Genomic DNA, 23,986 nt, shown 5'->3' on the forward strand with positions numbered 1-23,986 from the left:
CTTACCCTTTCAGCCAGGGCAGCTTGTCCAGATCCACGTTGCCGCCGGTGATGATGACGCCGACGCGCTTGCCCCGGAAGGTGTCGGGGTTCTTAAGAATGGTGGCCAGAGGAACGGCCGAAGACGGCTCCATCACCACGCGCAAGTATTTCCAGGTGAGTTTCATTGCGTCGATGATCTCTTGCTCGGACGCCGTGAAGATGTCGGTCACATTGTTCGACACAAAGTGCCATGTGTTTTCCTTGAGCGGGACCAACAGCCCGTCCGCCACCGTTTTGGGGGCATCGTCCGCAATGATATGACCCGCTTTGAAGGAACGGTACGCATCGTCCGCCTGCTCAGGCTCAGCCGCATAGATCGCGGTTCCTGGTGCCAGGTTCGAGACCGTCAGACAGGTGCCCGAGACCATCCCGCCACCGCCGATTGGCGCGATCACTGCATCCAGCCCATCGGTCTGCTCAAGCAATTCAGCCGAACATGTGGCCTGACCAGTGATAACACGAGGGTCGTTGTACGGGTGCACGAACTCTCCGCCTGTTCGGGCCTGCACCTCGGCAAACGTTGCCTCGCGGGAAGAGGTGGATGGCTCACATTCAGTGATCGTACCACCAAAGCGTCGTACCGCGTCTTTCTTGGCCTGCGGCGCGGTGCGCGGCATCACCACATTGCATGGAATGCCCCGGCGACCAGCCGCATATGACAGCGACAGGGCGTGGTTCCCGCTTGAGTGGGTGCAAACACCCTTGGTCGCCATTTCATCGCTTAGGCCGAAGACCGCATTACTGGCACCGCGCACTTTGAATGCGCCTGCTTCCTGAAAGTTCTCGCATTTGAAGAACAGCTGTGCGCCGGTCAATTCATTCAGATAGTCCGAGGTCATTACCGGTGTGCGTCGGATGTGCGGCCTGATCCTTTCGTGCGCAGCCTGCACGTCAGCATAGGTCAGTTCGGCGACGGGGATTTGATCCAACATGACTGTCCTCCCTAAGCTGCGGCTTTTGCGTGGCTGGTTGAGCTGGCGCGATAGAATTCCTGCGCCGCAGCAACCCCGCTGCCAAGCTTCACTGGGTAGTTCAGATCGGCCATGGCCATCTCGACCGTGGCCAGCCCCGACAGGACCATAACATCGGTCAGGCTGCCCAAGTGGCCAATACGGAACGCTTTGCCATTCAACTCACCCAGACCAATGCCGAAGGATACCCCATAGGTGTTGAAGGCATGGTCAGTCAGTTCGTTGCTGTCGAAACCTTCGGGCACAAAAATGGCGCTGACGGTATCCGAGTAGAGGTCAGGAGATTGTGCGACCAACTTCAGGCCCCAGGCCGCAGTCGCGTGGCGCACACCTTCGGCAAGGCGAGTGTGGCGGGCATAGACATTGTCCAACCCTTCCTCGAACAACATCTTAAGGCTTTCGCGCATGCCGTAGATCAGCTGCAGCGGCGGAGTATAGGGAAAGCCGCCAGACGCATTAGCCGACATCATATCACGGAAATCAAAGAAGGTGCGTGGCAGTTGCGCGGTCTCTATCGACGCCAGTGCCTTGGGGCTAACGCATAGGATTGCCATGCCGGTGGCCAGCATGAACCCCTTTTGCGACCCCGAGACTGCAATATCCACGCCCCACCGGTCAAGCTCGAACGGCATTGAGGCCAAAGAGCTCACGCAATCCACAAACATCATGGCCGGGTGATGTGCCGCATCCATCGCATCGCGCACAGCGCTGATATCGGAACGCACACCTGTCGCGGTTTCGTTATGCGTCACCAATACGGCCTTAATTTCATGCGCTTTATCCGCGGACAGGATGGCCTCGAACCTGTCGGCTGGCGCGCCTGTTCCCCATGGACATTCAACAATCTGAACGTCCAACCCGTGTCTTTCGCACAGATCGATCCAGCGATGGCTGAAGACGCCGTAGCGGGCGACAAGAACCTTGTCACCGGGGCTGAGCGTATTTGTAATCGCTGCCTCCCAACCGCCCGTTCCGCTGGCTGGAAAAGTGATTATCTGGCCTTCGGTGGTGCCGAAAACCTGTTTTGTGTCTTCCAGTACCGGGGCGAAGGTTTCAACGAAATCCGGGGCGCGATGGTCTTGCGTCTGAACCTGCATGGCAAGGCGCAATCGATCAGGAATGTTGGTTGGGCCTGGGATAAAGACCGGGTTTTGATGCGACATAACTCAATCCTCTGCTTTGGACCCAAGTGTCGCTTGAACGGTTGTGTGTTGCAATTTTCTTGAAAAATATTTTCATTTTATCCGTTAAATTGATAAGGTGCTGAAACGGATAGGAATTCAGTTTATCAAAATGATCTCGGAGAATTCCGGGCCAGAAAAATTGGTTCGGGTTTTCGGGGGAAAGTCCGAAAGCCAGGTGAGAAATGGAAACGCAAAAGCGACCGCGCGGCAGACCCAAATCGCTGTTTAAAGAAAGTTCGGCCGGGACCATGCAATCATTGGATCGGGCGCTGGGCGTACTGACCACTGTTGCCCGGCTAGAGCGCGTCGCGCTAAGCGATCTTGCCCGCGAGGTTGATGTTCCGACAGCCACCACGCATCGCATTCTGGTGACACTGCAAAAACACGGGTTCGTATCCTTTGATGAGGAACGGCAGGAATGGCTGGTCGGAATCGAAGCCTACCGGACCGGTGCGTCTTTTCTGCGGCGCAACAGCGTTCTGGAAATCGGCAGGCCGATCCTGCGGCGTCTGATGCAAGACAGCGGTGAGACCGCAAATCTGGCCGTACCCGATGGAGCAGAGGTGGTCTTTGTCGGGCAGGTCGAAACTCAGAACCCCATCCGGGCCTTCTTTCCACCGGGTGCGCGGACGCCCATGTATGCGTCCGGTACAGGAAAGGCTATTCTCGCTGCGTTGAGCGAAGAGAGTTTAGGCAAAGTTCTGGGCCGGATTGATCCGGTTGCATTCACTGAAAATACGCAGTTGCCCGCTTCGGGCCTGTATGCAGATCTGGCTGAAACTCGTACCCGAGGTTGGTCTTACGATCACGAAGAAAGGTATGAAGGTATGTCTTGCATTGGTGCGGCCATCTTCAATGACAGGGCTGAGCCTTGCGCCGGTATCTCGGTATCCGGACCGACCGTAAGGTTCAGCCGCGAACGCGCGCCCGAGTTGGGCGATCTGGTCATGCGCGCGGCGCAAGAGATCACCCACCTGAGCGGCGGTAGGCTACCCAAGAGCTGACGCTTGATTATTTGCGCGGCACTCTGGGGATGCGCGATTGCGAGAGTTTGTACTTGTGTTCCGGATGCGGTGGATGGCCGTGGGTGCGGTTCCAGAATCCAGTCCCTCCGCGCCTGAGCCATAGGGGGATGCACAGGATCAAACCAACAAAGAACCCTCCGGTATGCGCCCAATAGGCAACGCCACCTTCATCGGGATTGCTGGAGAGGCTGCCAAGGAATTGCAGGCCCAGCCAGACACCCAGCATGATAAAGGCCGGGATGGTAAAGATCCGGATATAGACGATCAGAATCAACAGGATATCTACGCGCGCTTTTGGGAAAAGCAGAAGATAGCCGCCCATGACACCGGCTATCGCTCCGGACGCGCCAATTGTTGGCACCACCGAATCCGGTGCCGAAAAGACGTGAATCAACCCTGCTCCGATTCCTGCCAGCAGATAGAACACGAGAAACAGCACATGCCCCATTTCGTCTTCGAGGTTGTCGCCGAATATCCACAGGAACAGCATGTTTCCCGCCAGATGCATCCAGCCCCCATGCAGGAACATTGACGTCACGAGTGTCTCGAATCCATAGCCGTCAGTTATCCGAGCAGGAATGACCGCGTAGTCAATATAAAGCTGATTGATCAGCCGCGCATCCTCCATGACACCCACATAGCTGAGGAAGATCAGGATGTTCGCAGCCATAAGGGCATAAACAACAAACGGAGTACGCCCCGAAGGGTTATGGTCTCGGATCGGAAACATGGCGCGACGCTGGGCTTTTCGCCGCCCAGCGTCAAGGTCCGGTTATGCCGCACCTCCCAGAAGGGCGGCGTTGCCTCCGGCGGCGGTGGTGTCGACACAGACATGGCGTTCCCCCAGCACCCGAGCACGGTCGGGCTGCCCGGGGATCAGCGGGATGATCGGGCCATCGCGCCGGGCCAAATGCTGCTCGATCTGGCGGGCAGTGTCGTCGTCGCCCCACCACAGAACACCCGAGAAACCGGTCAGGTTTTCAAGCCGGTGCAGATCCAGCATGCCCGTCATACGGATCGCTGTGCCGCCCAACGCTTTGACCGCATCCGCCTGAGCCTTGGCGGCCTCGTCCCCCGGACCCATGCACAAAAGCGGGGAGCGGGAATATTCGGTCAGGCGGTTTGATTCGCCGGTGGGACCGGGCAGAGATTGGGTGCTGGGCGTTGCAGGTTGCCCTTCGGGCGCACCTGGTTCAGCCGAACTGTCCCAGCGTCCCGAAGCATTCTGCCGATCAGGCGCGCAGAACCGTGCCATATAGTTCGGGCCGCCCGCCTTGGGGCCGGTGCCGGACAGACCTTCGCCGCCGAAGGGTTGCGAACCGACGATCGCGCCGATCTGGTTGCGGTTGACGTAGATATTACCGGCATGGATCGCCTCGGTCACATGCTGCACCCGGTCGTCGATACGCGTGTGCAGGCCGAAGGTCAGGCCGTAGCCCGTGGCATTGATATCCGCGATGACCTTGTCGATCTCTTGTGCCTTGAACCGGGCGACGTGCAGCACCGGGCCGAACACCTCGCGCTCTAGCGCCGAGATGCCGGGTATTTCGATCAGTGCCGGTGCGATGAATGTACCCTCGGGAGGCGTTGTCATCTCTTTCAGCACCCGTCCTTCGGCACGAGCGCGAGCCACGTGGTCCGCGATGGTTTGCCGGGCTTGCGCGTCAATGACCGGACCACAATCGGTCGAGATCAGCCAGGGATCATCCACCTGCAAAGCGTCCATCGCCCCTTGCAGCATGGTCAGAACGTCATCGGCAATTTCCTCTTGCAGATAGAGGCAGCGCAGGGCCGAGCATCGCTGGCCTGCCGATTGGAACGCGCTTTCGATAATCGACTGCACGGCTTGTTCCGGCAACGCGGTGCTGTCTACGATCATCGCGTTCAGGCCGCCGGTCTCGGCGATCAATGGCGTGCCCGGACGCATATGCTGTGCCGTGGCGGATCGGATTTTCAACGCGGTCGCGGTCGAGCCGGTAAAGGCCACGCCCGAGACGCGTTCATCCGACGTCAACGCCGCGCCCACTTTCGGCCCACCCGGAAGCAGTTGCAGCGCATCGCGTGGAACACCTGCTTCGTGCATCAGCTGAACTGCGCGATGGGCGATCAGTGGCGTTTGCGGGGCAGGTGCCGCCAGCACGGCATTGCCAGTGGCCAACGCAGCCGATATCTGCCCGGTGAAGATCGCCAGAGGGAAGTTCCACGGGCTGATGCAGGTGAATATTCCGGCGGGTTTGGCGGCAGGAATATTGGCAGCGTAGTAGCGCAGGAAATCAACCGCTTCGCGCAGCTCGGCAACTGCATCGGGCACAGATTTTCCGGCTTCGCGGGCGAGCAGGGCAAACAGCTCTCCAAAATGCGCTTCGTAGAGATCGGCTGCTTTATTTAGAATGTCAGCGCGCTTCTCGGCTGAGGCCTGCCATGGGCAAGCGCTGGCCAACGCCAGTTCCACGTCTTCGGGGCTGGCCGCAGCAACCGAACCGGGGCGATCCTGCGGTTGCGCAGGATTGATCACGGGAGTGTCTGCCAAAGGCTGTGCATCATCCGACAATAAGGGGCGGGCGTACCAATGATGGGCGCGGAAGGCGTCGCGTGCGATGTCAATCTGGTCCAGCGTCGGCGTATGGTGCAGATCAAAGCCTTTCGAGTTTGGGCGTTCCGGTGCGAACAACTCAGGCCCGGTTGGCAGCGGTTTGCCAGGTGTTTGAACGGCCACGAACGGATCTGCGGCAACGGTTTCTGGGGCGACTTCCTCATCAACGATCTGATTGACGAACGAGGAATTTGCCCCGTTTTCCAGAAGGCGACGTACCAGATAGGCCAACAGATCCCGATGCGCGCCGACCGGAGCATAGATACGGCAGCGCGAGGTCCGCTTGTTGCGCACGATCTGATGCAGGGTCTCACCCATCCCGTGCAGGCGCTGGAATTCGAATGGCTGGCCGTCCGCCATATGTAGGATGGCGCTGACCGTATGGGCGTTATGCGTGGCAAATTGCGGATAGATACGGTCGGTCATTCCCAGCAGTTTGCGGGCGTTGGCGATATAGGACACATCCGTCGCCGCCTTATCGGTGAAGACCGGAAAACCATCGACGCCCTCGACTTGCGCGCGCTTGATCTCGGTATCCCAATAAGCGCCCTTTACCAGCCGCACCATCAGCTTGCGGTCGTGCCGCTGAGCCATCTCGTAGAGCGTATCCAGCACCAACCCGGCGCGTGGGCCGTAGGCTTGCACGACGATGCCGAACCCGTCCCAACCGGCCAGTGCAGGCTCTGCCATAACTTCTTCGATCACCTGCAGCGAGAGCGACAGGCGATCGGCCTCTTCCGCGTCAACGTTCAGCCCCATGCCCGCTGCCTTGGCCAGCAAAGCCAGCGCGCGCAGCCGGGGCACCAGTTCGTCCATCACCCGTTGTTCCTGTGCCAGCTCATAACGGGGGTGCAGGGCCGACAGCTTGACCGAGATGCCCGGATTTTCGCGAATGTCTTTATGGGTGCAGGCCTCGGCAATAGCGGCGATCGCGCGCGAGTAAGACAGGTGATAGCGGGCAGCATCGGCCTCGGTACGTGCCGCCTCGCCCAGCATGTCGTACGAGTAGGTATAGCCCTTATCTTCCATTCCTTTGGCGCGCTTCATGGCGGATTGAATGGTTTCGCCCAAAACGAACTGACGCCCCATTTCTTTCATCGCACGACCAACGGCGGTGCGGATCACTGGTTCACCCAGCCGCTTGATGGCCCCTCGCAGCGCGCCGACGGGCGAGGATTTGTCTTCGTCCAGGACCCGGCCTGTTAGCATCAACGCCCATGTCGACGCGTTCACCAGTGACGAGGATGATTGTCCCAGGTGTTTTCCCCAGTCTGACGGGGCGATCTTGTCTTCGATCAGTGCGTCAATGGTATCCGCATCTGGTACACGCAACAGCGCCTCGGCCAAACACATAAGCGCAACGCCTTCATCTGTGGACAGGCCGTATTCAGCCAGAAACACTTCCATCATGCCAGGCGACGTGCTTGAGCGGATGTCGCGCACCAGCTGTGCTGCAGCCTCACAAATGGCCGTTCGGTCGGCCTCTGACAGCTTGGCCTGAGAGATCAGCGCGTCCAGTACAGTGGACTGGTCGGCATAAGTCTGAGTGTCGATTTTGGTGCGTAGGCTGTGTGACATGTGTACTCCGGGGCTTTTGCCTAATATAACCGCCTATAGTCAGGAGAATGGACCGAATTTCCTCGAATTCTGGTCGAATTGACTGAAATATAGGAGCCTGATTATGCAAAACGACTTATCCAGCCTTGATCGCTTTGACCGTGCGATCCTTACGGCATTAGCTGAAGATGGCCGCATCTCAGTGACGGACCTTGCGCGCAGGATCGGCTTGTCAAAATCGCCGACACAGGCGCGGCTCAAGCGGCTTGAGGCTGACGGGATCATCACAGGCTATCGCGCCATGTTGGACCCGATCCGTCTGGGCCTTGACCATGTGGCCTTTGTCGAGGTGCGTCTCACAGATACTCGTGAAAAAGCACTGGCCGAGTTCAATGCAGCGGTGCGCAGAGTTGCTGAGATTGAACAGGCTCATATGATCGCGTCCAACTTTGACTATCTGCTTAAAATCCGGACCCGATCGATGACAGAATACCGCACGGTGCTAGCCGAGAAAATCTCATCCCTGCCGCATGTTGCCAACACCTCCACCTTCGTTGCGATGGAGGCGGTGAAAGAAACCGGGTTGCTGGCTCCGCTATAAAGCAGTTGACCTAAACGCCTGATGGATCAGGTTAGAGAGGATGAAAAACGTACTTATCGTTGCCATACTCGCTGGTTCTGCCGCTCAGGCTTCTGCAGATTGCCCGGTTGCGCCGGATCATATTTCTGGCGTCGACGCCCTGATTGCGCAAGCCCAAACCGCGTCGTCTGAGCGCGAGGCGCGGGGCATTTCGGGACGGATGTGGCAACTCTGGACCGATGCGCCGGACGCCCGATCTCAAACCCTGTTGGATCGCGGGATGTCTCTGCGCGAGTCTTGGGATTTGACCGGTGCGCTGGCCGAGTTTGACGCTCTGGTCGCTTATTGCCCGGATTATGCCGAGGGGTACAATCAGCGGGCATTCGTCAACTATTTGCAGCAGGATTACGGTGCGGCCCTGATCGATCTGGATCGGGCCATTGAGCTGTCCCCGAACCATGTAGCGGCGCTTAGCGGGCGGGCATTATCGCTGTTGGGTCTCAAGCGGCTGGACGAAGCGCGAACGGCGCTGAACCATGCACTCGAACTGAACCCGTGGCTTTCAGAACGTGCCTTGCTTGCGCCGGGCGGGCTGCTTGATCCACCGGGTGAGGATATTTGAATTGAGACGAAAAAGCGGCCCGGAACCGAAGTTCAGGGGCGCTTTTGATGCAAGGGCTTGATTAGCCGACCAGCCCGTTGTCGGTGCGTTTGATCGCAATCACCGACGAACGCGGCGTACCGCCATCGGGCCAATTGCTGCCCGGATGCTGGATGCCAACAAACATGGTGCGCAGGTCGGTCGACCAGGCCAGACCGGTGACTTCACAGCCATTCGGGCCGGTCATGAAGCGCACCATCTCCCCGGTCACGGGATCGCCAACTAGCATCTGGTTATTGCCGTTTCCTGCGAATTCTTCCTCGTTGTCATCATTCCCGTCTGTCTGAATCCAGACCAGACCGGTCGAATCGATGGCCATGCCGTCGGGTGAGTTGAACAGGTTGCCTTCGTTCACATTTGCCGATCCGCCACGGTTATCCGAATGAACAGTTGGGTTTCCGGCCATGACATAGAGATCCCAATCAAAGCCAGTGGCCGCGTGATCTTCATCCGCTGGACGCCAGCGCACGATCTGGCCGTATTTGTTGGCCTCGCGCGGGTTAGGGCCGTTGACTGCAGTGTCATCACCCCCAGCATTTGGCTTAACTCCACGGTTCTTGTTGTTGGTCAGGCAGCAATATGCCTCGACCGCAACAGGGCTTGAGGCCACCCATTCCGGGCGGTCCATTGTGGTGCCGCCCGCAGCCGATGCGGCCATACGGGTAAAGATCAGAATTTCGGCCGCGTCCATGCCGGTTGTTTCCGGCGTCAGCGGCAGCCATTCGCCACTCATGTCGTCATTGAACTTGGCGACATATAGCGTGCCGTCATTCAACAAGCCCTGAGTGTCGACACCGGGCGCATAGGCCGCGTTCGAGACGAACCTGTAAAGATACTCGCCACGTTCATCGTCGCCCATATAGACCACGACACGACCGTCCGCAGCCAGCGCGACCTCAGCATTTTCATGCTTGAAGCGACCAAGGCCGGTGTGCTTGACCGGAGTGCTGTCGGGTTTGGTCGGGTCGATTTCAACGATCCAGCCTGCGCGGTGCGGCTCATTGGGGTTTTTCGAGGTGTCGAAGCGGGGGTCAAACAGTTCGTAGCCATTCCAGCTTTCGGCTTTGATGCCATAGCGTTTCATGCCGTCCGCGACCTTCTGATCGTAGCTGGCATTCTCGTCAGAGGAACCAAAGTAGCCGTTGAAATTTTCTTCGCAGGTCAGGTAGGTGCCCCACGGTGTCTTGCCGGAACCACAGTTGTTCATGGTGCCCAGCGACGCGGTTCCTGTCGGATCGGCCTCGGTCTTCAGTAGGTCATGACCAGCGGCGGGGCCGACGATCTTCATCGGAGTGTTATGGTGGATCCGGCGGTTGAAGGGGCTGTCCTTAACGACCGCCCAGCCCGCAGGGCCTTCCTTGATCTCCATTACTGTCACGCCCTGGATGTTCTGCAATTTCAAAACGTCATCGGCACTGGTCGGAACACCTTTTTGCGCGGCAGGCAGGTTGATCTTGCGGTTCGGGTACTCGTGGTTGATCGCAATCAGCTCGTGACCCCGGAACGAGAATGTCTCCATCCCATCCGTATTCTCGCCAAAAACCTTGTCCGAGTTTTCGACCGAACCGCCATCGGTCAAGTCATAGCCAACGGCCTCGGAAAACAGCGGATCGCCCCAGCGCATCAGCATCTTCCACTCATAACCTTCCGGCACGTGGACTGTCCCATCGGTCTGGGCAGGAATCGGCGTGAAGGCAAAGCGTTGTGCATCGACCGCCTGTGCTGAAGTTGAGCCCAACAAACCAGCGCCCATCGCCGCAGCGCCCGATCCAAAAGCCACAACTCCTGACAGGAAACCCCGTCGCGAGATAGCGCTTTCAACCACGCGGTCGAAGTCGTGTTCATCCGGGCGGGGGAAGTGCAACTCATCCCAATCGTCGGCGGAAAGGGTGGTAAGGTCGACGTCTGTCATGGATAGCTCCTGGCTGTCTGAACTAAGAATCGCACCGTGGGTTTAGAGCGATCACATGACAGGAAATTGACAGTCTGAGCAAAGCTTCTTTTGATCTGCGCCGCGTGCAGATTGACGCCGATCTACCTGCGGCGCTGATCAATGTTTAGGCGAATCTATCGCCTAACGACCAGAAGCCTAAGCCGCCTTTGCCTTGCTGCGGCAATAACATGAGGCATGGATAGGCACCGTGGCCCGTGCAGCAGCTTTGTCCAGTTGCAGCTTGATATGACGGGCCTCGGTCGTTTCACCGCGACGGATCAGGCATTCATGCAGGCCATGAAGGCTCCAGATATTGCCGGGATGCTGGCAAGCACGGGCGAGCGTGTCGTCCAGACCCAGATCGGCCCGATAGACGGCCTCGGCCTCATCGAATTGACCGTCTTCCATCAACAAGGCACCCAGAGCGTGCCTTGTTGGCTGCATCCATCCCCAAGGCTCGTCATAAACCAGATTGTCATCCAACTCGACCGAGCGGCGCAGATGATCAAGCCCGCCTTCGCGGTCACCGGATTTGAACGCGATCTCTCCATCCATCATCGCCTCGCCGATCATCAAAACATCCTCGGCGGTGTTATTGAATACCAGTCGACTTTCCGGGACGGCTTTCCTGGCCTGAAAGGCCACTTCGCGTGCGTGCGTTGCGTCGTCCATACGACCCAAATTGGCCAGAGCCACAGCGCGCGCCTGATGAATTGCGGCGGTGGTATAGCTGTATAACTCCGCGTCGCCGGGCATGGGTTCATCCAGAATTTCCTGCCACATGCCGAAGCGAACCATGACATGGACCTTTTTGCCATAGAAGGATTCGAACAAATCCGGGAAGTAACGGATCACATTGTCCGGCAATAATCGCATCAATTCCTCGGACGCAGCCAGGGCCAATTCGGGTTGCCCAAGGAACATGGCCCCATAGGCTTCAAAATGTACGTTGTGGACGCGATAGACGGTATAGAAGTTCTCACCCCCGGCCATGGCTTCATATTTCTTGTCGACCGCTGCGGCTCGGTGATTGCGCCAGACCACATTCTGATAGTCGCCGCACAACACGTCGATATGCGTCGCCATGTGAACTAGATGCCCGCTGTCGGGCACCAGATCGACCAGCCGATCCCCGTGTCGCAGCGCCTTTTCCGGAGTGGGCGACATCTCCATCAAGTGGATATACATATGCAGCAGGCCGGGATGATCCCAGGCACCGGGAAGCGTTTCAAAGGCCCTTTCCAGAACGGCTTGTGCCTCGGTGGTGGATGCCCCTTCGGCGGGCACGCCCTTCTTGAGATCCCATAGCTGCCAGGGCGTTCGGTTCATCAAGGATTCGGCAAACACAGATGAGACATCCAGGTCGTCCGGATGATCGGAATAAACCGCGCGCATCGAATCGGCGAACGCGTCGTTCCACGGGGCGTAATCTTCGATCTCGGGGTCCGACGGGAAATGTTGTGAGATCGCTTCGATCAGCGCCGCCTCGACCGGGGTAGAGGATGCGCGCAATGCCATCGCCGCTTCGATTGCCTGACGCGACCGATCAAGGGTTGCAACTTTTTCATCGGGCTCGAAGAACTCCCATGGTTTGTTGTAATTTGGACCAATCGCATAGGCGATGCCCCAATGGGCCATACCGCATTTCGGGTCATGAGTAATGGCCTGTTCGAAACAGGCGGCAGCGGCCTCGTGGTTATACCCGAACAACCAGATGAGCCCCTGATCGAACAGTTTCTGAGCTTCGCTTGATGAAGTGGTAACAGCACGGCGATACGTGCCGAGGTCAAATTCGGTCATCATTCAATCCCCCGCTAAAATTCCGCCGAGGACGGGCAAACAGCGCCGGACGACGGATTTTCGAACTATAGCACATTTTCGTGAATGGCGTCGCGGAGCGCGGAAAATGCTCTTTTGAGCGTTTGCAATGATCCAGCCCGCCTGATCAGTTAAGAACACTCGCCGAAAAGCACCCGGCTGTTCGCACGTGTCGATCCTGGCAAAATGGACCTTTCAAATCTCAGTGCGAGGCACATTTGATTGAAACATCCTCTTGACGTCAAATTTCGTATGAAATAGGTGGTGGCCTCGCTGAGCGGGCGTTGTGTAGTGGTAAGACCTTAGCCTTCCAAGCTAATGACGCGGGTTCGATTCCCGCCGCCCGCTCCAGTTGATCCCTCACACAAGTTGCGTCATTTAGCCCTTATCGGGTTGCAAAACTTTGTCTTCAGCTTGACCCCAAACGCCTCTGACGCCAAGAAGCTGGGAATGATGCCTGATCAGGGCGATCGACCAAAATACAAGGGCCAGACATGGCAAGAACCAGCGCCGCCAGTCCAGCGAACAATTCGGCTCCGCGTGCACAGGAAGAGCGTGCGCGGTCTAAGAAAATCGGCGTGCTGCGGTCTTTGTGGCCGTTCATGAAGCCCTATCGACTGCTGATGATCGGTGCGACACTGGCGTTGGTCCTAACGGCCAGCATGACGCTGACATTGCCCTTGGCTGTGCGGCGTGTGGTCGACAATTTCCGCATCGAAGATGGTGATTTGCTGGAATGGTATTTTCTGGCCGCCCTCGGTATTGCCGGGATTCTCGCAGTGGGTACGGGTATTCGCTATGCGTTGGTGACTCGGTTGGGTGAACGTGTGGTGGCCGATATCCGAAAGGCGGTTTTTGACCGCGTGATCGGGATGAGCCCCGAGTTTTACGAGCGCATCATGACCGGCGAAGTTCTGAGCCGTATCACCACCGACACAACGCTGATCCAATCGGTGCTGGGATCGTCTGTGTCCATCGCGCTCCGCAATCTTTTGATGTTCGTCGGCGGACTGGTGCTGATGCTGCTGACATCGGCTAAGCTGACTGGGATGGTGTTGCTACTGATTCCGCTGGTGGTTGTGCCAATATTGGTACTGGGCCGCAGGTTACGGGTGATCAGCCGGGAAAATCAGGACTGGATTGCGGCGTCCTCTGGAAATGCCGGCGAGGCGTTGGGTGCGGTGCAAACCGTGCAGGCTTTTACTCATGAGGACGCCAGCAGGACGCAGTTCGGAGAGATGACAGAAACTTCGTACGAAGTTTCTCTGCGTCGGATCCAGACCCGTGCGATTCTGACCGTCATTGTGATCTTTCTCGTCTTCTCGGGCATCGTTGGCGTGCTGTGGATGGGTGCGAATGATGTGCGTAACGGGGTTATGACCGAGGGCGTGCTGATCCAGTTTGTGATCTATTCGATCATCATGGCGGGTTCAGTCGCCGCGTTGTCCGAAATCTGGAGCGAGTTGCAGCGCGCTGCAGGTGCGACCGAGCGTTTGGTCGAGCTTCTGAACGCTGAAGATACAGTCAACGATCCGTCGCAGGCCAAGGCATTGCCTGTGCCCGTACGCGGAGAGATACGTTTCGACGATGTGACATTCCACTATCCCGCGCGCCCGGACGTTGTCGCGCTGGATCATTTGTCACTGCAGATTAAACCTGGGGAGACAGTGGCCTTTGTTGGCCCGTCTGGTGCGGGCAAGACAACAGTCATCCAGATGATTCAGCGGTTCTATGATCCCGATGCGGGACAGGTCAGTCTTGATGGGCTCGACCTGCGCGAGTTGAACCGTGACGACTTCCGTCAGCACATCGCGCTGGTCCCGCAAGACCCCGTGATCTTTGCCGCTTCGGCGCGCGAGAATATCCGCTTTGGCCGTCTGGACGCCTCAGATGCCGAAGTCGAGTCCGCCGCCCGAGCCGCCGCCGCGCATGAGTTCATCTCGGCTTTGCCCGAAGGGTATGACAGCTTTGTGGGCGAACGGGGCGTAATGCTGTCGGGTGGTCAGAAGCAACGTATCGCCATCGCACGTGCCATCCTGCGCGACGCACCGGTGCTGCTGCTGGACGAGGCGACCTCGGCTTTGGACGCAGAAAGCGAACGTGCGGTGCAGGGTGCGGTTGATAACATGAGGGCAGGGCGCACCACTCTGATCGTGGCGCACCGTCTGGCGACCGTTAAGAAGGCAGACCGGATTGTCGTGCTGGAAGCCGGGCGCATTGTGGCGCAGGGTACCCATAACGATCTGGTGGCGCAGGACGGTTTGTATGCCCGCCTCGCACGCTTGCAGTTCACCGACGGGGTGGCTGCAGAATAAAGTGACGCTCCGGCACATCTCGTTTCGCCGTAGCGTCATTCTACATATTCCCGAACCTGATCGCTAAGCCCTTGCTTGCGCATGGTGTGTTTTGCTTCCATCTTGGAGGTGACAAACAAGCCTGTGCGCGACACGGGAGACAGATCAGGGGAGGAGCCACATGGCCTTTGTGGGATTGGAAGACAAGGCGCGCATCGAGCAGGAGATGGCGTGGGAAGATCGGGACGTACCCGTCACCTTCCATCAACTGTTGTCGCGGACGGCGGGCAAGTTCCCGAACCATAAAGCGATCAGCTTTCAGTTGTTGTCCGGCCCGAGCGACAAGGCCGAGACGCTGACATGGTCCGAGCTGCTGGGCAAAGTCAATCAGGCCGCCAACCTATTCCGTTCCCTTGGCATCGGAGAAAACGATGTGGTGGCCTATGTGCTGCCCAACTGCAACGAGACGCTGGTCACCATGATGGGCGGTGCGGTGGCCGGGATCGTGAACCCGATCAACCCGTTGCTGGAGCCAGAGCAGATCGCGGCGATCCTGCGTGAGACCAAGGCCAAGGTTGTCGTCACCCTGAAATCCTTTCCCAAAACCGATGTGGCCCAAAAGGTTGAAGAGGCTGTGCGTCACGCTCCGGGTGTCAACACGATCCTTGAGATCGACCTGAATCGCTATCTGACGCCGCCCAAATCCTGGCTTGTACCGTTCTTGCGCCCAAAGATGGGTGATAAAGAAAAGCTGGCCCATGCGGATTACAAGAACTTCCTTGATGAGCTGAACAAGCAGCCTAAAACGCTGAACTTTGAGGATAGCCAGGAAGATCGGGTGGCGTGCTACTTCCACACGGGCGGCACTACGGGCATGCCGAAAGTAGCGCAGCACAAATACTCGGGCCTTATCTACAATGGCTGGTTGGGCAACACGCTGCTCTTTGACGAAAACGACGTCATCATGTGCCCTCTGCCGATGTTCCATGTCTTTGCGGTGCATGTCATCGTGATGGCGGCGGTGTCGTCTGGTGCACATGTGGTATTCCCGACGCCTGCCGGGTATCGCGGTGATGGCGTATTCGACAATTTCTGGAAACTGATCGAACGCTGGAAGGTTTCGTTCATCATCACAGTGCCGACAGCGATTTCAGCCAAAATGCAGCGACCTGTGGATGCGGATATATCCAGCGTTAAAACAGCATTTTCGGGATCAGCTCCGTTGCCGGTCGAACTGTTCCGTCGGTTTGAAGAAGCGACTGGCGTTACTATCGTCGAGGGCTACGGCCTGACCGAGGCCACTTGTCTGGTGTCATGCAACCCCGTGGATGGGGAAAAGAAGATCGGTTCGATCGGCATCCCATTCCCCTATACGGACGTCAAAATCCTGCAGGACGGGCCGGATGGACCAACCGAGTGCGGCGTAGATCAGATCGGTGAAATTTGCATCTCGAACCCCGGCGTATACGCGGGAAATACTTATACCGAGACCGACAAGAATACGAACCTCTATCATTTCGATAAATACCTGCGCACGGGCGATCTGGGACGGTTTGATGAGGACGGCTATCTGTGGATCACCGGTCGCGCGAAGGATCTGATCATTCGGGGCGGACACAATATCGACCCTGCAGAAATCGAAGAGGCCTTGCTGGGCCATGACGCGGTCGCCTTCGCTGGGGCTATCGGTCAGCCCGATGCGCATTCGGGTGAGGTGCCTTGCGCCTTTGTTGAACTGGTCGAGGGGGCCTCAGTCACTGAACAGGAGCTGATGGACTATTGCAAGGTTCACGTCCACGAACGTGCAGCACAGCCCAAGCATATGACCATTCTGGATGAATTGCCGAAAACCGCCGTTGGCAAGGTTTTCAAACCCGAACTGCGCAAGCAGGCCATCACTCGCATCTACAACGGTGCTTTGGACGCCGCAGGCATTGAAGCGCGGGTTGTTTCGGTAATCGATGACAAGAAGCGAGGTCTTATCGCGCAGCTTGACGCGAATGGGTCTTCCGAAGACGATGTCTCAAAAGTGCTGGGTTCGTTTACCCGGCCATGGGAGTGGTCTGAATAATTCGGAGGAACAATGGACTATGAACGTCTGATCGACGAGGAGACCTGGGGTTTCATCCGGCGCACGGCCGAGAGCTATCCGGATGATACAGTAGAGATGTCCATTGCTGACCAACGCCGGGTCTATGACGCGATGTGTCAGGACTTCCGCCAGGCGCGCCCACCTGGCATCGAGGTGCGCGACAGGTCCGCCGATGGCGTACCTGTTCGCATCTATAGTGCCGGTGACCCCACCCGGACCGTCATCTATATACATGGTGGTGGGTTCGTCGTCGGGGGCTTGGATAGCCACGATGATGTTTGTGCGGAACTCTGCGCCCAGACGGGCTATCGGATCGTTTCGGTCGACTATCGGTTGTGCCCTGAGCATGTGCACCCGGCGCAGTTTCAGGATAGCTGGACCGCCACGAACTGGGTGGTTCAGGAATACGGCGAGCCGATCGTGCTGGCCGGTGATAGCGCGGGTGGCAATCTGGCAGCAGCCGTTTCGCACCATGGTCGGGGGCGGTTGGAAAATGTGCTGGGGCAGGTCCTCATATATCCCGGCTTAGGCGGAGATATGTCGCAGGGGTCGTATATCGAACATGCCAATGCCCCGCTGCTGACATTGGACGATATCCGGTTTTATGAGACTGTTCGGTATCAAGGGACCACGCCCCAGAACGATCCTACCTATGCACCGTTGCATGACGTCGATTTCTCGGGGCTACCGCCGACGGTGGTGGTGACCGCCGATTGCGATCCGCTGCGCGATGACGGGCAAGCTTATTGCGACCGGATCACAGCCGCAGGTGGGCAAGCCCAATGCATCAACGAGGCAGGTTTGGTCCATGGGTACCTACGCGCCAGAACATCTGTCGGGCGCGCAGCGGACAGCTTTGAACGCATTTCCGTGGCCATTGAGGCATTGGGGCAGGGGATTTGGTCCTACGACTGAACCGCGTCAGGTCAGGAACGGCTTGGCTTTCATCGTGTCTGCCACCGGCGCACCCATACGCTTAAGTATGGTTGGGGCTAGCTGAAGCTGGTCGATCACGGTATCCGGTTCAGGGCCTTTGGCCTCACCAAAATAGTAAAGCGCCGTTTCCTGCTGCAACGGGCTGCGACCACCGTGATGGCCGCGTTCGTCCTGACCATGATCAGCCGTCACGATGACGTCATAACCCAACTGCTGCCAACGCGGAATGAATGGGGCCAGCATTTCGTCCATGACGAAACAGGCATGGTCCATCTCAGTGCAATCGTGGAAGAAACGATGCCCCATGCTGTCCAGTGTGCAAGTGTGCAGGATGCCATAATCCAGTCCGAAGCGCAGACACAGGTTGGTGAGCGAGGCAAACAGATCGACATCGCTTGGCGTCATCTGGTTGGCGTTGCCATATCCTGTCATTGAATGAAAGCGACCATAGTTGATGGTCAGGTTGTCGGGCTCGTCATATTCAACGTCGCGGACGTATTCGAACGGGTGGCGATTGAAGAATTGAGACCAATAGCTGTGGGTGACCGCGCCGGTTATGCCACCTGCCTCACGCACCTGACTGAACACGTCCTTGTGGCTTAGTCGGAAGACGTTGCCGTTGCCTGTACAGCCATGCTCTTGCGGTGTGACGCCGGTATGGATCGACGCATAGCAACTGGCAGAGGTTGAAGGCAGTACAGAGCGGAGTTTCCAAACCCGGGCAGCACCGCTGTCGACCCACCCTTCAAGATTGCCAAACAGTCGACGAAAGTTGCGCCAGGGGACGCCATCGAGGATGATCAATAGCAGTTTGCGGTCCATGTTACGGCCCTTGTTTCTGAGTATTCGTTCCGGCGAACCTATGAGATTCGTCCGGCTATGGCTGCGCATTTGCGCCCCAAATAGCAAAATCCCGACGTCTGCCTGTGTTCACAGCGCCGGGAATTTGAATGGTCTTCGGTGTTTCTATGAGAAGTGCGCGGATCAGTTCCCCGCGCTCTCCATTTTGCGGTGAGCGACAACCTCTTCCAGCCAGCCAAGATGCATCTCAGGCACCGAGCTAAGCAGCAAGTCTGTATAGTCGTCGAATGGAGGGCTTAGCACCTGGCTCTTGGGACCGTAGCGAACCACCCGACCCTGGTACATCACCGCGATACTATCGCTGATCGCACGGACTGTCGCCAGATCGTGGGTGATGAACAGGTATGCCACATCCTCGATCTTTTGCAGATCCAGCAGCAGCTTGAGGATACCGTCCGCGACCAGCGGGTCGAGCGCCGAGGTGACCTCATCACAGATGATCATCTTTGGCTTGGCCGCCAGTGATCGCGCGATACAGACACGCTGTTTTTGACCACCCGACAGTTCCGCCGGATAACGATCGATGAACTTCTCGCCCAGTTCGATCTCATCCAGCAACTCGACGATCCGCTTGCGTTTCTCGGCGCCGCGCATGTTGAAGTAGAACTCGAGTGGGCGGCCGATAATCGTACCGACGGTCTGACGCGGGTTCATTGCCACGTCGGCCATCTGGTAGATCATTTGCAGCTCACGCAGGTCTTCACGCGTGCGGCCTTTCAGATCAGAGCTGAGCTTGCGGCCCGCAAAGGTAATCTCACCATCACGGGGTGGAAGAAGCCCGGTGATGACCCGTGCCAGCGTAGACTTACCCGACCCGGATTCACCCACAACCGCCAGTGTCTGGCCCGGATGAAGCTCGACGTTGACATTATGCAGCACGTCGAAATTCAAGCCTTTGTAGCGCGCGGTGATACCATCGACGCTCAGCACGGGTTCAGGAGTTGGTTTTTTCTCTTCGTGCTCGATTGAGCGGACCGAAACCAGCGCCTGTGTGTACTCTTCTTGCGGGCGGTTGATGATCTGGTCGGTATTTCCGTATTCGACCGTATCGCCCATCCGCAGCACCATGATGTCATCACTGACCTGGGCCACAACTGCCAGATCATGGGTGATATACAAGGCGGCAACGCCCGAGTCGCGAATGGCGTCTTTGATGGCCATCAGCACATCGATTTGGGTAGTCACGTCCAGTGCCGTGGTAGGTTCGTCAAAAACCACCAGATCAGGCTCGGGGCAAAGCGCCAGCGCCGTCATGCAGCGCTGCAGCTGTCCGCCCGAAACCTGATGCGGGTAACGATCACCGATATTGTCAGGGTCGGGCAGACCCAGCTTGGCAAAAAGCTCACGCGCGCGGGCTTCAGCCTCTTTGCGCGAAAACTTCTTCTGCTCAACTGCGGCCTCGACCACTTGATCCATGATCTTCTTTGCGGGGTTGAACGATGCGGCGGCGGATTGGGAAACATATGTTACCTCACCACCGCGCAGTTTGCGGATGTCCCCATGAGATGTCTTGAGGATATCACGCCCGTTCACCCAAACCTCGCCCCCGGTGATTTTCACACCGCCACGGCCATAGGCCATTGAGGCCAGACCGATGGTAGATTTGCCAGCCCCGGATTCGCCGATCAGACCCAGCACCTTGCCTGGCGCGAGGTCAAAGCTGACCCCGTGCACGATCTCGATGTCATGGGGCTTTTCACCCGGCGGATAGACGGTCGCGCCGATTTTGAGGTCGCGGACCTTGAGAAGGATATCACTCATCCCCGGCCTCCTTTCAGCGATGTGGTACGATTCAGGACCCAGTCAGCCACCAGGTTGACCGAGATTGCCAGCGTCGCAATGGCCACAGCGGGATAAAGCGCTGCGCCGATACCATAGACGATGCCATCCTTGTTTTCTTTCACGATACCGCCCCAGTCAGCCAGCGGTGGCTGGACGCCCAGTCCCAGGAACGACAGGGTCGAGATGAACAGAACCATGAAGATGAACCGAAGTCCGAATTCGGCCACAAGTGGCGACAGCGCATTGGGCAGGATTTCCCGGAAGATGATCCAGGCGCGCCCTTCGCCGCGCAGCTTGGCGGCTTCAACATAGTCCATAACGTTGATGTCCACCGCTACAGATCGCGATAGGCGATACGGGCGGGTGGCATCCAGTAAGCCCATAACAAGGATTAGGATCGGGACGGTCACCGGAACGATGGCCAGAATGACCAGTGCCAGGATCAGAGTCGGGATTGACATGATCAGATCCACCGTACGGCTGAGCGCCTGATCAGCCCATCCGCCCAGTACAGCAGCCAGCAAGCCAAGCGACGTACCGGTCAGAAAGCTGAGCAGCGTCGCCGCTGCCGCGATGAAGATTGTCGTGCGCCCGCCATAGATCATGCGGGTCAGCAGATCGCGACCGATATTGTCAGTGCCTAGCAGATGTTCGGGGCTGCTCGGCTCCCAGACGTCGCCGACGACTTCTGCCATTCCATAGGGTGCAATCAACGGGGCGGCGATCGCCACAAAGAAATAGGCGAAGGTGAAGATAAGGCCAATCAGAGCCGAAAGAGGAATGTTCTTTATCATTTCGGATGCCTCAGTCTTGGGTTGGCAAGGATCGACACGATATCTGCAACCATGTTCAGACCGATATAAACGGCCGCAAACACCACGCCGCAGGCCAGAACAACCGGCACATCACGTTTGGTCACGGCATCCACAAGGTATTGCCCCATACCTGGATAGACGAACACAACCTCGACCACGACAACACCCACGACCAGATAGGCCAGGTTCAGCATGACGACGTTCACGATCGGTGAAATCGCGTTGGGAAAGGCATGGCGGGCAATAACCTGAAATGTGCTGAGGCCTTTCAATTCAGCGGTTTCGATATAGGCCGATTGCATGAGGTTCAGAATGGCCGCGCGCGTCATGCGCATCATCTGTGCCAGCACGACCAGCGTCAGAACAAAGGCAGGTAGCGCGATTGCATTCAACTTTTGTCCAAACGACATAGAATCATTGATCATCGCAAGCGACGAGAACCATCCCAATTTCACTGAGATATAGTAGATCACCACATAACCGATCAGAAACTCGGGGATCGAAACCGTCGTCAGGGTGATGGCTGAAATCAGTTTGTCGGGCCAGCGATTGCGGAACCGCACGGCAAGCAGCCCCAGAAAGATTGCAAGCGGTACGGAAACTATTGCTGCCACGCAAGCCAGGAACAGAGTGTTCCCAAGGCGTTTTCCAATACTCTCGGAGATATCAAGTTTGTTGGTCAGGGATTGACCCAGGTCACCCTGAAGTATGCCGCCCAACCACTCGAAATAGCGTGTAAGGGCAGGGCGGTTCAGGCCCATTTCTTCGCGTAGGTTTGCCAAGGCCTCTGGAGTTGCGGACTGCCCCAGGACGGCTTGCGCGGCGTCTCCGGGTAGGGCTTCGGTTAGGCCGAAAATCAGGGCCGAAGCGCCGAGCAGCAAAAGGAGTCCCAGCGCCAGGCGCTGGGAAACCAATTTGATGATGGGATGCATTATCCGTAGCCCGTTTTAGACGAACCACATTTTGCGAGATATGTTGCCGTTCATCATCTCTTGCGTCGGGTCAGATTCCCATCCATCCAGCTGGTTGCTGACGCCTTCGACAAAGTCGTTGAACATCGGGCAGATCAGGCCGCCTTCGTTGCGGACCATTTGACCCATCTGGCTGTAGATGGCTTTGCGTTTCTCAGCGTCGAGTTCCGCCTTTGCCGCGAACAATAAGTCGTCAAACGCCTGAACCTTAAACCTCGTGTCATTCCAGTCTGCGGTCGACAGATATGCAGTCGAGTACATCTGGTCCTGAACCGGACGGCCGCCCCAGTAAGACGCACAGAAGGGTTGAACGTTCCAAACCTCGGACCAGTAGCCATCATTGGGCTCACGCTTGATTTCAAGCGGAATTCCAGCCTGTGCAGCAGTCTGCTGGAACAGAGCAGCAGCATCTACAGCACCTGGGAACGCACCATCGGCAACGCGCAAAATAATCGGAGAGCCATCATGTCCAGATTTCTTATAGTGCTCTGCAGCCTTTTCAACGCTGAATTCGCGCTGTTCGATGGTTTCATCAAACAATGGATAGGCTGAATTGATCGGCATATCATTCCCGATCGAGCCATAGCCGCGCAGAACTTTGTCAACCAATTCCGCGCGGTTGATGGCGTACTTCAGTGCGGTGCGCAGTTCATTGTTATCAAACGGAGCCGTGTCGCAATGCATGATGAAGACATAGTGACCGCGACCAGCGGTTGAATGCACCGTCAGGTTAGGCGCACGGCCCAACAGGTCGGCAACTTTGGGTTCAACGCGGTTGACGGCGTGGACCTGTCCGGACTGCAGTGCAGCGGTCCGTGCCGTCGCATCGTTGATCACAACAACTTCTACGCTGTCAAAATTGCCGAAATCGCTGTTCCAGTGGTTTTCGTTCTTGGTGAACAAGTGGCGGACGCCGGGTTCGTCCACTTCTAGTTTGTACGGGCCGGTGCCGATACCTGCCGCCGGATTATCCATGCCGCCATCGGGCTGAATGATGAGGTGATAGTCGGCCATTAGATACGGCAGGTCGGCGTTCGGCTCGGTCAGTGTGACCTGGAAATTATCTCCATCGGCCTTCATCGACTCGATGCCTTTCATGATGCCCAAGGCACCTGATTTGGAATCTTCGTTCGAGTGGCGCTGCATAGTTTTCAGCACGTCTTCGCTGGTCATGGTCTTGCCGTTGTGGAACTCGACCCCTTGACGCAGCTTGAACGTCCATACTTTCGCGTCTGCACTTCCTTCGACGCTTTCAGCCAGGCGCGGTTCGATGGTTCCGTCGGGCGCCACTTCGACCAGTTGGTCTCCGAACTGCTTGCCGTTCTGGAACGGGACTGAGCTTGCGTAGGTTGCCGGATCAAGTGAGTTGGTTGATTCACCACCCTGCAAACCGAATTTCAGATCGCCGCCCTTTTTCGGACCAGCGGCACGTGCCGCATCGGCAAACATAGTGCTTGCCATTGCGGCCGAGACACCCAGTGCCGCTGCTTTGCCCATGAATTCACGGCGGGTCAGCTTTCCAGCTGTGACCTGCTTTGACATGTGAGTGAGTTGTTCGTTCATCCAGATTTCTCCCAGTTGATAGGATGTTCAGCCCGTTGGCGGGCTTTTTATTGACGCATGAGTCAACTTAGGTGCAATTCAGGGCAGCGGGCAAGTGCAAATCTCTTGAAATAATGGGGAGGTTCCGCCTTTGATCGCGCCAGATGATCTTGTTATGAGCCTTTGGAAATCCAAAACCCCTTATTACTAACTACTTACTCTGACCTGAACAAATTATCCGATAGTTGCCTGGTCAGTTTAGCATGAACTTTCGTTCCACAGATCAAACGCCATTCCGGCCTTTAAGTGATTCTATCTGGTGGTTTTTTC

General features: G+C 57.3%; 17 protein-coding genes and 1 tRNA gene. 7 read left to right on the forward strand and 11 right to left on the reverse strand.

From position 1 onward, the window contains the following. Position 1 precedes the first annotated feature (1 nt). Both bhcB and bhcA read right to left on the reverse strand, forming a co-directional pair. Entirely contained in the window at positions 2 to 973 is a 972-nt protein-coding gene (gene bhcB, locus ACR0AY_RS11055) for a beta-hydroxyaspartate dehydratase BhcB (RefSeq protein ID WP_170512431.1), read from the reverse strand. Between the two features lie 11 nt (positions 974 to 984). Next, the gene (bhcA, locus tag ACR0AY_RS11060; RefSeq protein WP_170512430.1) at positions 985 to 2,175 is read right to left on the reverse strand and encodes an L-aspartate--glyoxylate aminotransferase BhcA; all 1,191 of its coding nucleotides are present in this window, start codon (positions 2,173 to 2,175) and stop codon (positions 985 to 987) included. Positions 2,176 to 2,378: 203 nt separating this feature from the next. Here bhcA and ACR0AY_RS11065 point away from each other — a divergent pair, with 203 nt between their 5' ends. After that, the gene (locus ACR0AY_RS11065) at positions 2,379 to 3,200 is read left to right on the forward strand and encodes an IclR family transcriptional regulator (RefSeq protein ID WP_170401678.1); all 822 of its coding nucleotides are present in this window, start codon (positions 2,379 to 2,381) and stop codon (positions 3,198 to 3,200) included. A gap of 7 nt (positions 3,201 to 3,207) precedes the next feature. On the opposite strand, the gene ACR0AY_RS11070 is transcribed toward ACR0AY_RS11065, so the two are convergent. After that, entirely contained in the window at positions 3,208 to 3,951 is a 744-nt protein-coding gene (locus ACR0AY_RS11070; protein ID WP_170512427.1) for a rhomboid family intramembrane serine protease, read from the reverse strand. Positions 3,952 to 3,993: 42 nt separating this feature from the next. After that, a complete protein-coding gene (gene putA / locus ACR0AY_RS11075; protein WP_170512425.1) occupies positions 3,994 to 7,392 on the reverse strand; it encodes a bifunctional proline dehydrogenase/L-glutamate gamma-semialdehyde dehydrogenase PutA in 3,399 nt (1,132 codons plus the stop codon). A gap of 103 nt (positions 7,393 to 7,495) precedes the next feature. Here putA and ACR0AY_RS11080 point away from each other — a divergent pair, with 103 nt between their 5' ends. Together ACR0AY_RS11080 and ACR0AY_RS11085 are read left to right on the forward strand one after the other, a co-directional pair. Next, entirely contained in the window at positions 7,496 to 7,972 is a 477-nt protein-coding gene (locus ACR0AY_RS11080; RefSeq protein WP_170401672.1) for a winged helix-turn-helix transcriptional regulator, read from the forward strand. Between the two features lie 40 nt (positions 7,973 to 8,012). Beyond that, positions 8,013 to 8,573, forward strand: a complete 561-nt coding sequence (locus ACR0AY_RS11085) for a tetratricopeptide repeat protein (protein WP_170401669.1) — start codon at positions 8,013 to 8,015, stop codon at positions 8,571 to 8,573. Between the two features lie 61 nt (positions 8,574 to 8,634). On the opposite strand, the gene ACR0AY_RS11090 is transcribed toward ACR0AY_RS11085, so the two are convergent. Next, positions 8,635 to 10,524, reverse strand: a complete 1,890-nt coding sequence (locus tag ACR0AY_RS11090; protein WP_170512423.1) for a PhoX family protein — start codon at positions 10,522 to 10,524, stop codon at positions 8,635 to 8,637. 177 nt (positions 10,525 to 10,701) lie between these two features. After that, the gene (locus ACR0AY_RS11095; RefSeq protein WP_170512421.1) at positions 10,702 to 12,345 is read right to left on the reverse strand and encodes a tetratricopeptide repeat protein; all 1,644 of its coding nucleotides are present in this window, start codon (positions 12,343 to 12,345) and stop codon (positions 10,702 to 10,704) included. Between the two features lie 295 nt (positions 12,346 to 12,640). On the opposite strand from ACR0AY_RS11095, the gene ACR0AY_RS11100 reads away from it, so the two are divergent. The 4 genes from ACR0AY_RS11100 (at position 12,641) to ACR0AY_RS11115 (ending at position 17,664) form a co-directional block, all read left to right on the forward strand. Next, positions 12,641 to 12,714, forward strand: a tRNA-Gly gene (locus ACR0AY_RS11100). A gap of 143 nt (positions 12,715 to 12,857) precedes the next feature. After that, positions 12,858 to 14,678 carry an ABC transporter transmembrane domain-containing protein gene (locus ACR0AY_RS11105; RefSeq protein ID WP_170512420.1) on the forward strand — a complete coding sequence of 607 codons (1,821 nt, stop codon included), beginning with the start codon at positions 12,858 to 12,860 and terminating at the stop codon, positions 14,676 to 14,678. 160 nt (positions 14,679 to 14,838) lie between these two features. After that, a complete protein-coding gene (locus ACR0AY_RS11110; protein ID WP_170512417.1) occupies positions 14,839 to 16,728 on the forward strand; it encodes an acyl-CoA synthetase in 1,890 nt (629 codons plus the stop codon). A 12-nt stretch (positions 16,729 to 16,740) separates the two neighbouring features. Further along, positions 16,741 to 17,664: an alpha/beta hydrolase gene (locus ACR0AY_RS11115; protein ID WP_170512415.1), complete on the forward strand. Its 924-nt coding sequence runs from the start codon at positions 16,741 to 16,743 to the stop codon at positions 17,662 to 17,664. Positions 17,665 to 17,670: 6 nt separating this feature from the next. Here ACR0AY_RS11115 and ACR0AY_RS11120 read toward each other — a convergent pair whose 3' ends face one another. From ACR0AY_RS11120 to ACR0AY_RS11140, 5 genes are all read right to left on the reverse strand, one after another. Further along, positions 17,671 to 18,507: an alkaline phosphatase family protein gene (locus ACR0AY_RS11120; protein WP_170512413.1), complete on the reverse strand. Its 837-nt coding sequence runs from the start codon at positions 18,505 to 18,507 to the stop codon at positions 17,671 to 17,673. A gap of 162 nt (positions 18,508 to 18,669) precedes the next feature. Next, entirely contained in the window at positions 18,670 to 20,307 is a 1,638-nt protein-coding gene (locus tag ACR0AY_RS11125; protein ID WP_170512411.1) for an ABC transporter ATP-binding protein, read from the reverse strand. Then, complete coding sequence (locus ACR0AY_RS11130; protein WP_170402849.1) at positions 20,304 to 21,119, reverse strand: ABC transporter permease; 816 nt, start codon at positions 21,117 to 21,119, stop codon at positions 20,304 to 20,306. The genes ACR0AY_RS11125 and ACR0AY_RS11130 overlap by 4 nt, the downstream gene beginning before the upstream one ends. After that, positions 21,119 to 22,075, reverse strand: a complete 957-nt coding sequence (locus ACR0AY_RS11135) for an ABC transporter permease (RefSeq protein ID WP_170392259.1) — start codon at positions 22,073 to 22,075, stop codon at positions 21,119 to 21,121. The genes ACR0AY_RS11130 and ACR0AY_RS11135 overlap by 1 nt, the downstream gene beginning before the upstream one ends. A 15-nt stretch (positions 22,076 to 22,090) precedes the next feature. After that, positions 22,091 to 23,677, reverse strand: a complete 1,587-nt coding sequence (locus ACR0AY_RS11140; protein ID WP_480454157.1) for an ABC transporter substrate-binding protein — start codon at positions 23,675 to 23,677, stop codon at positions 22,091 to 22,093. Between the last annotated feature and the right edge of the window lie 309 nt (positions 23,678 to 23,986).

Source organism: Ruegeria sp. A5, assembly GCF_056543005.1.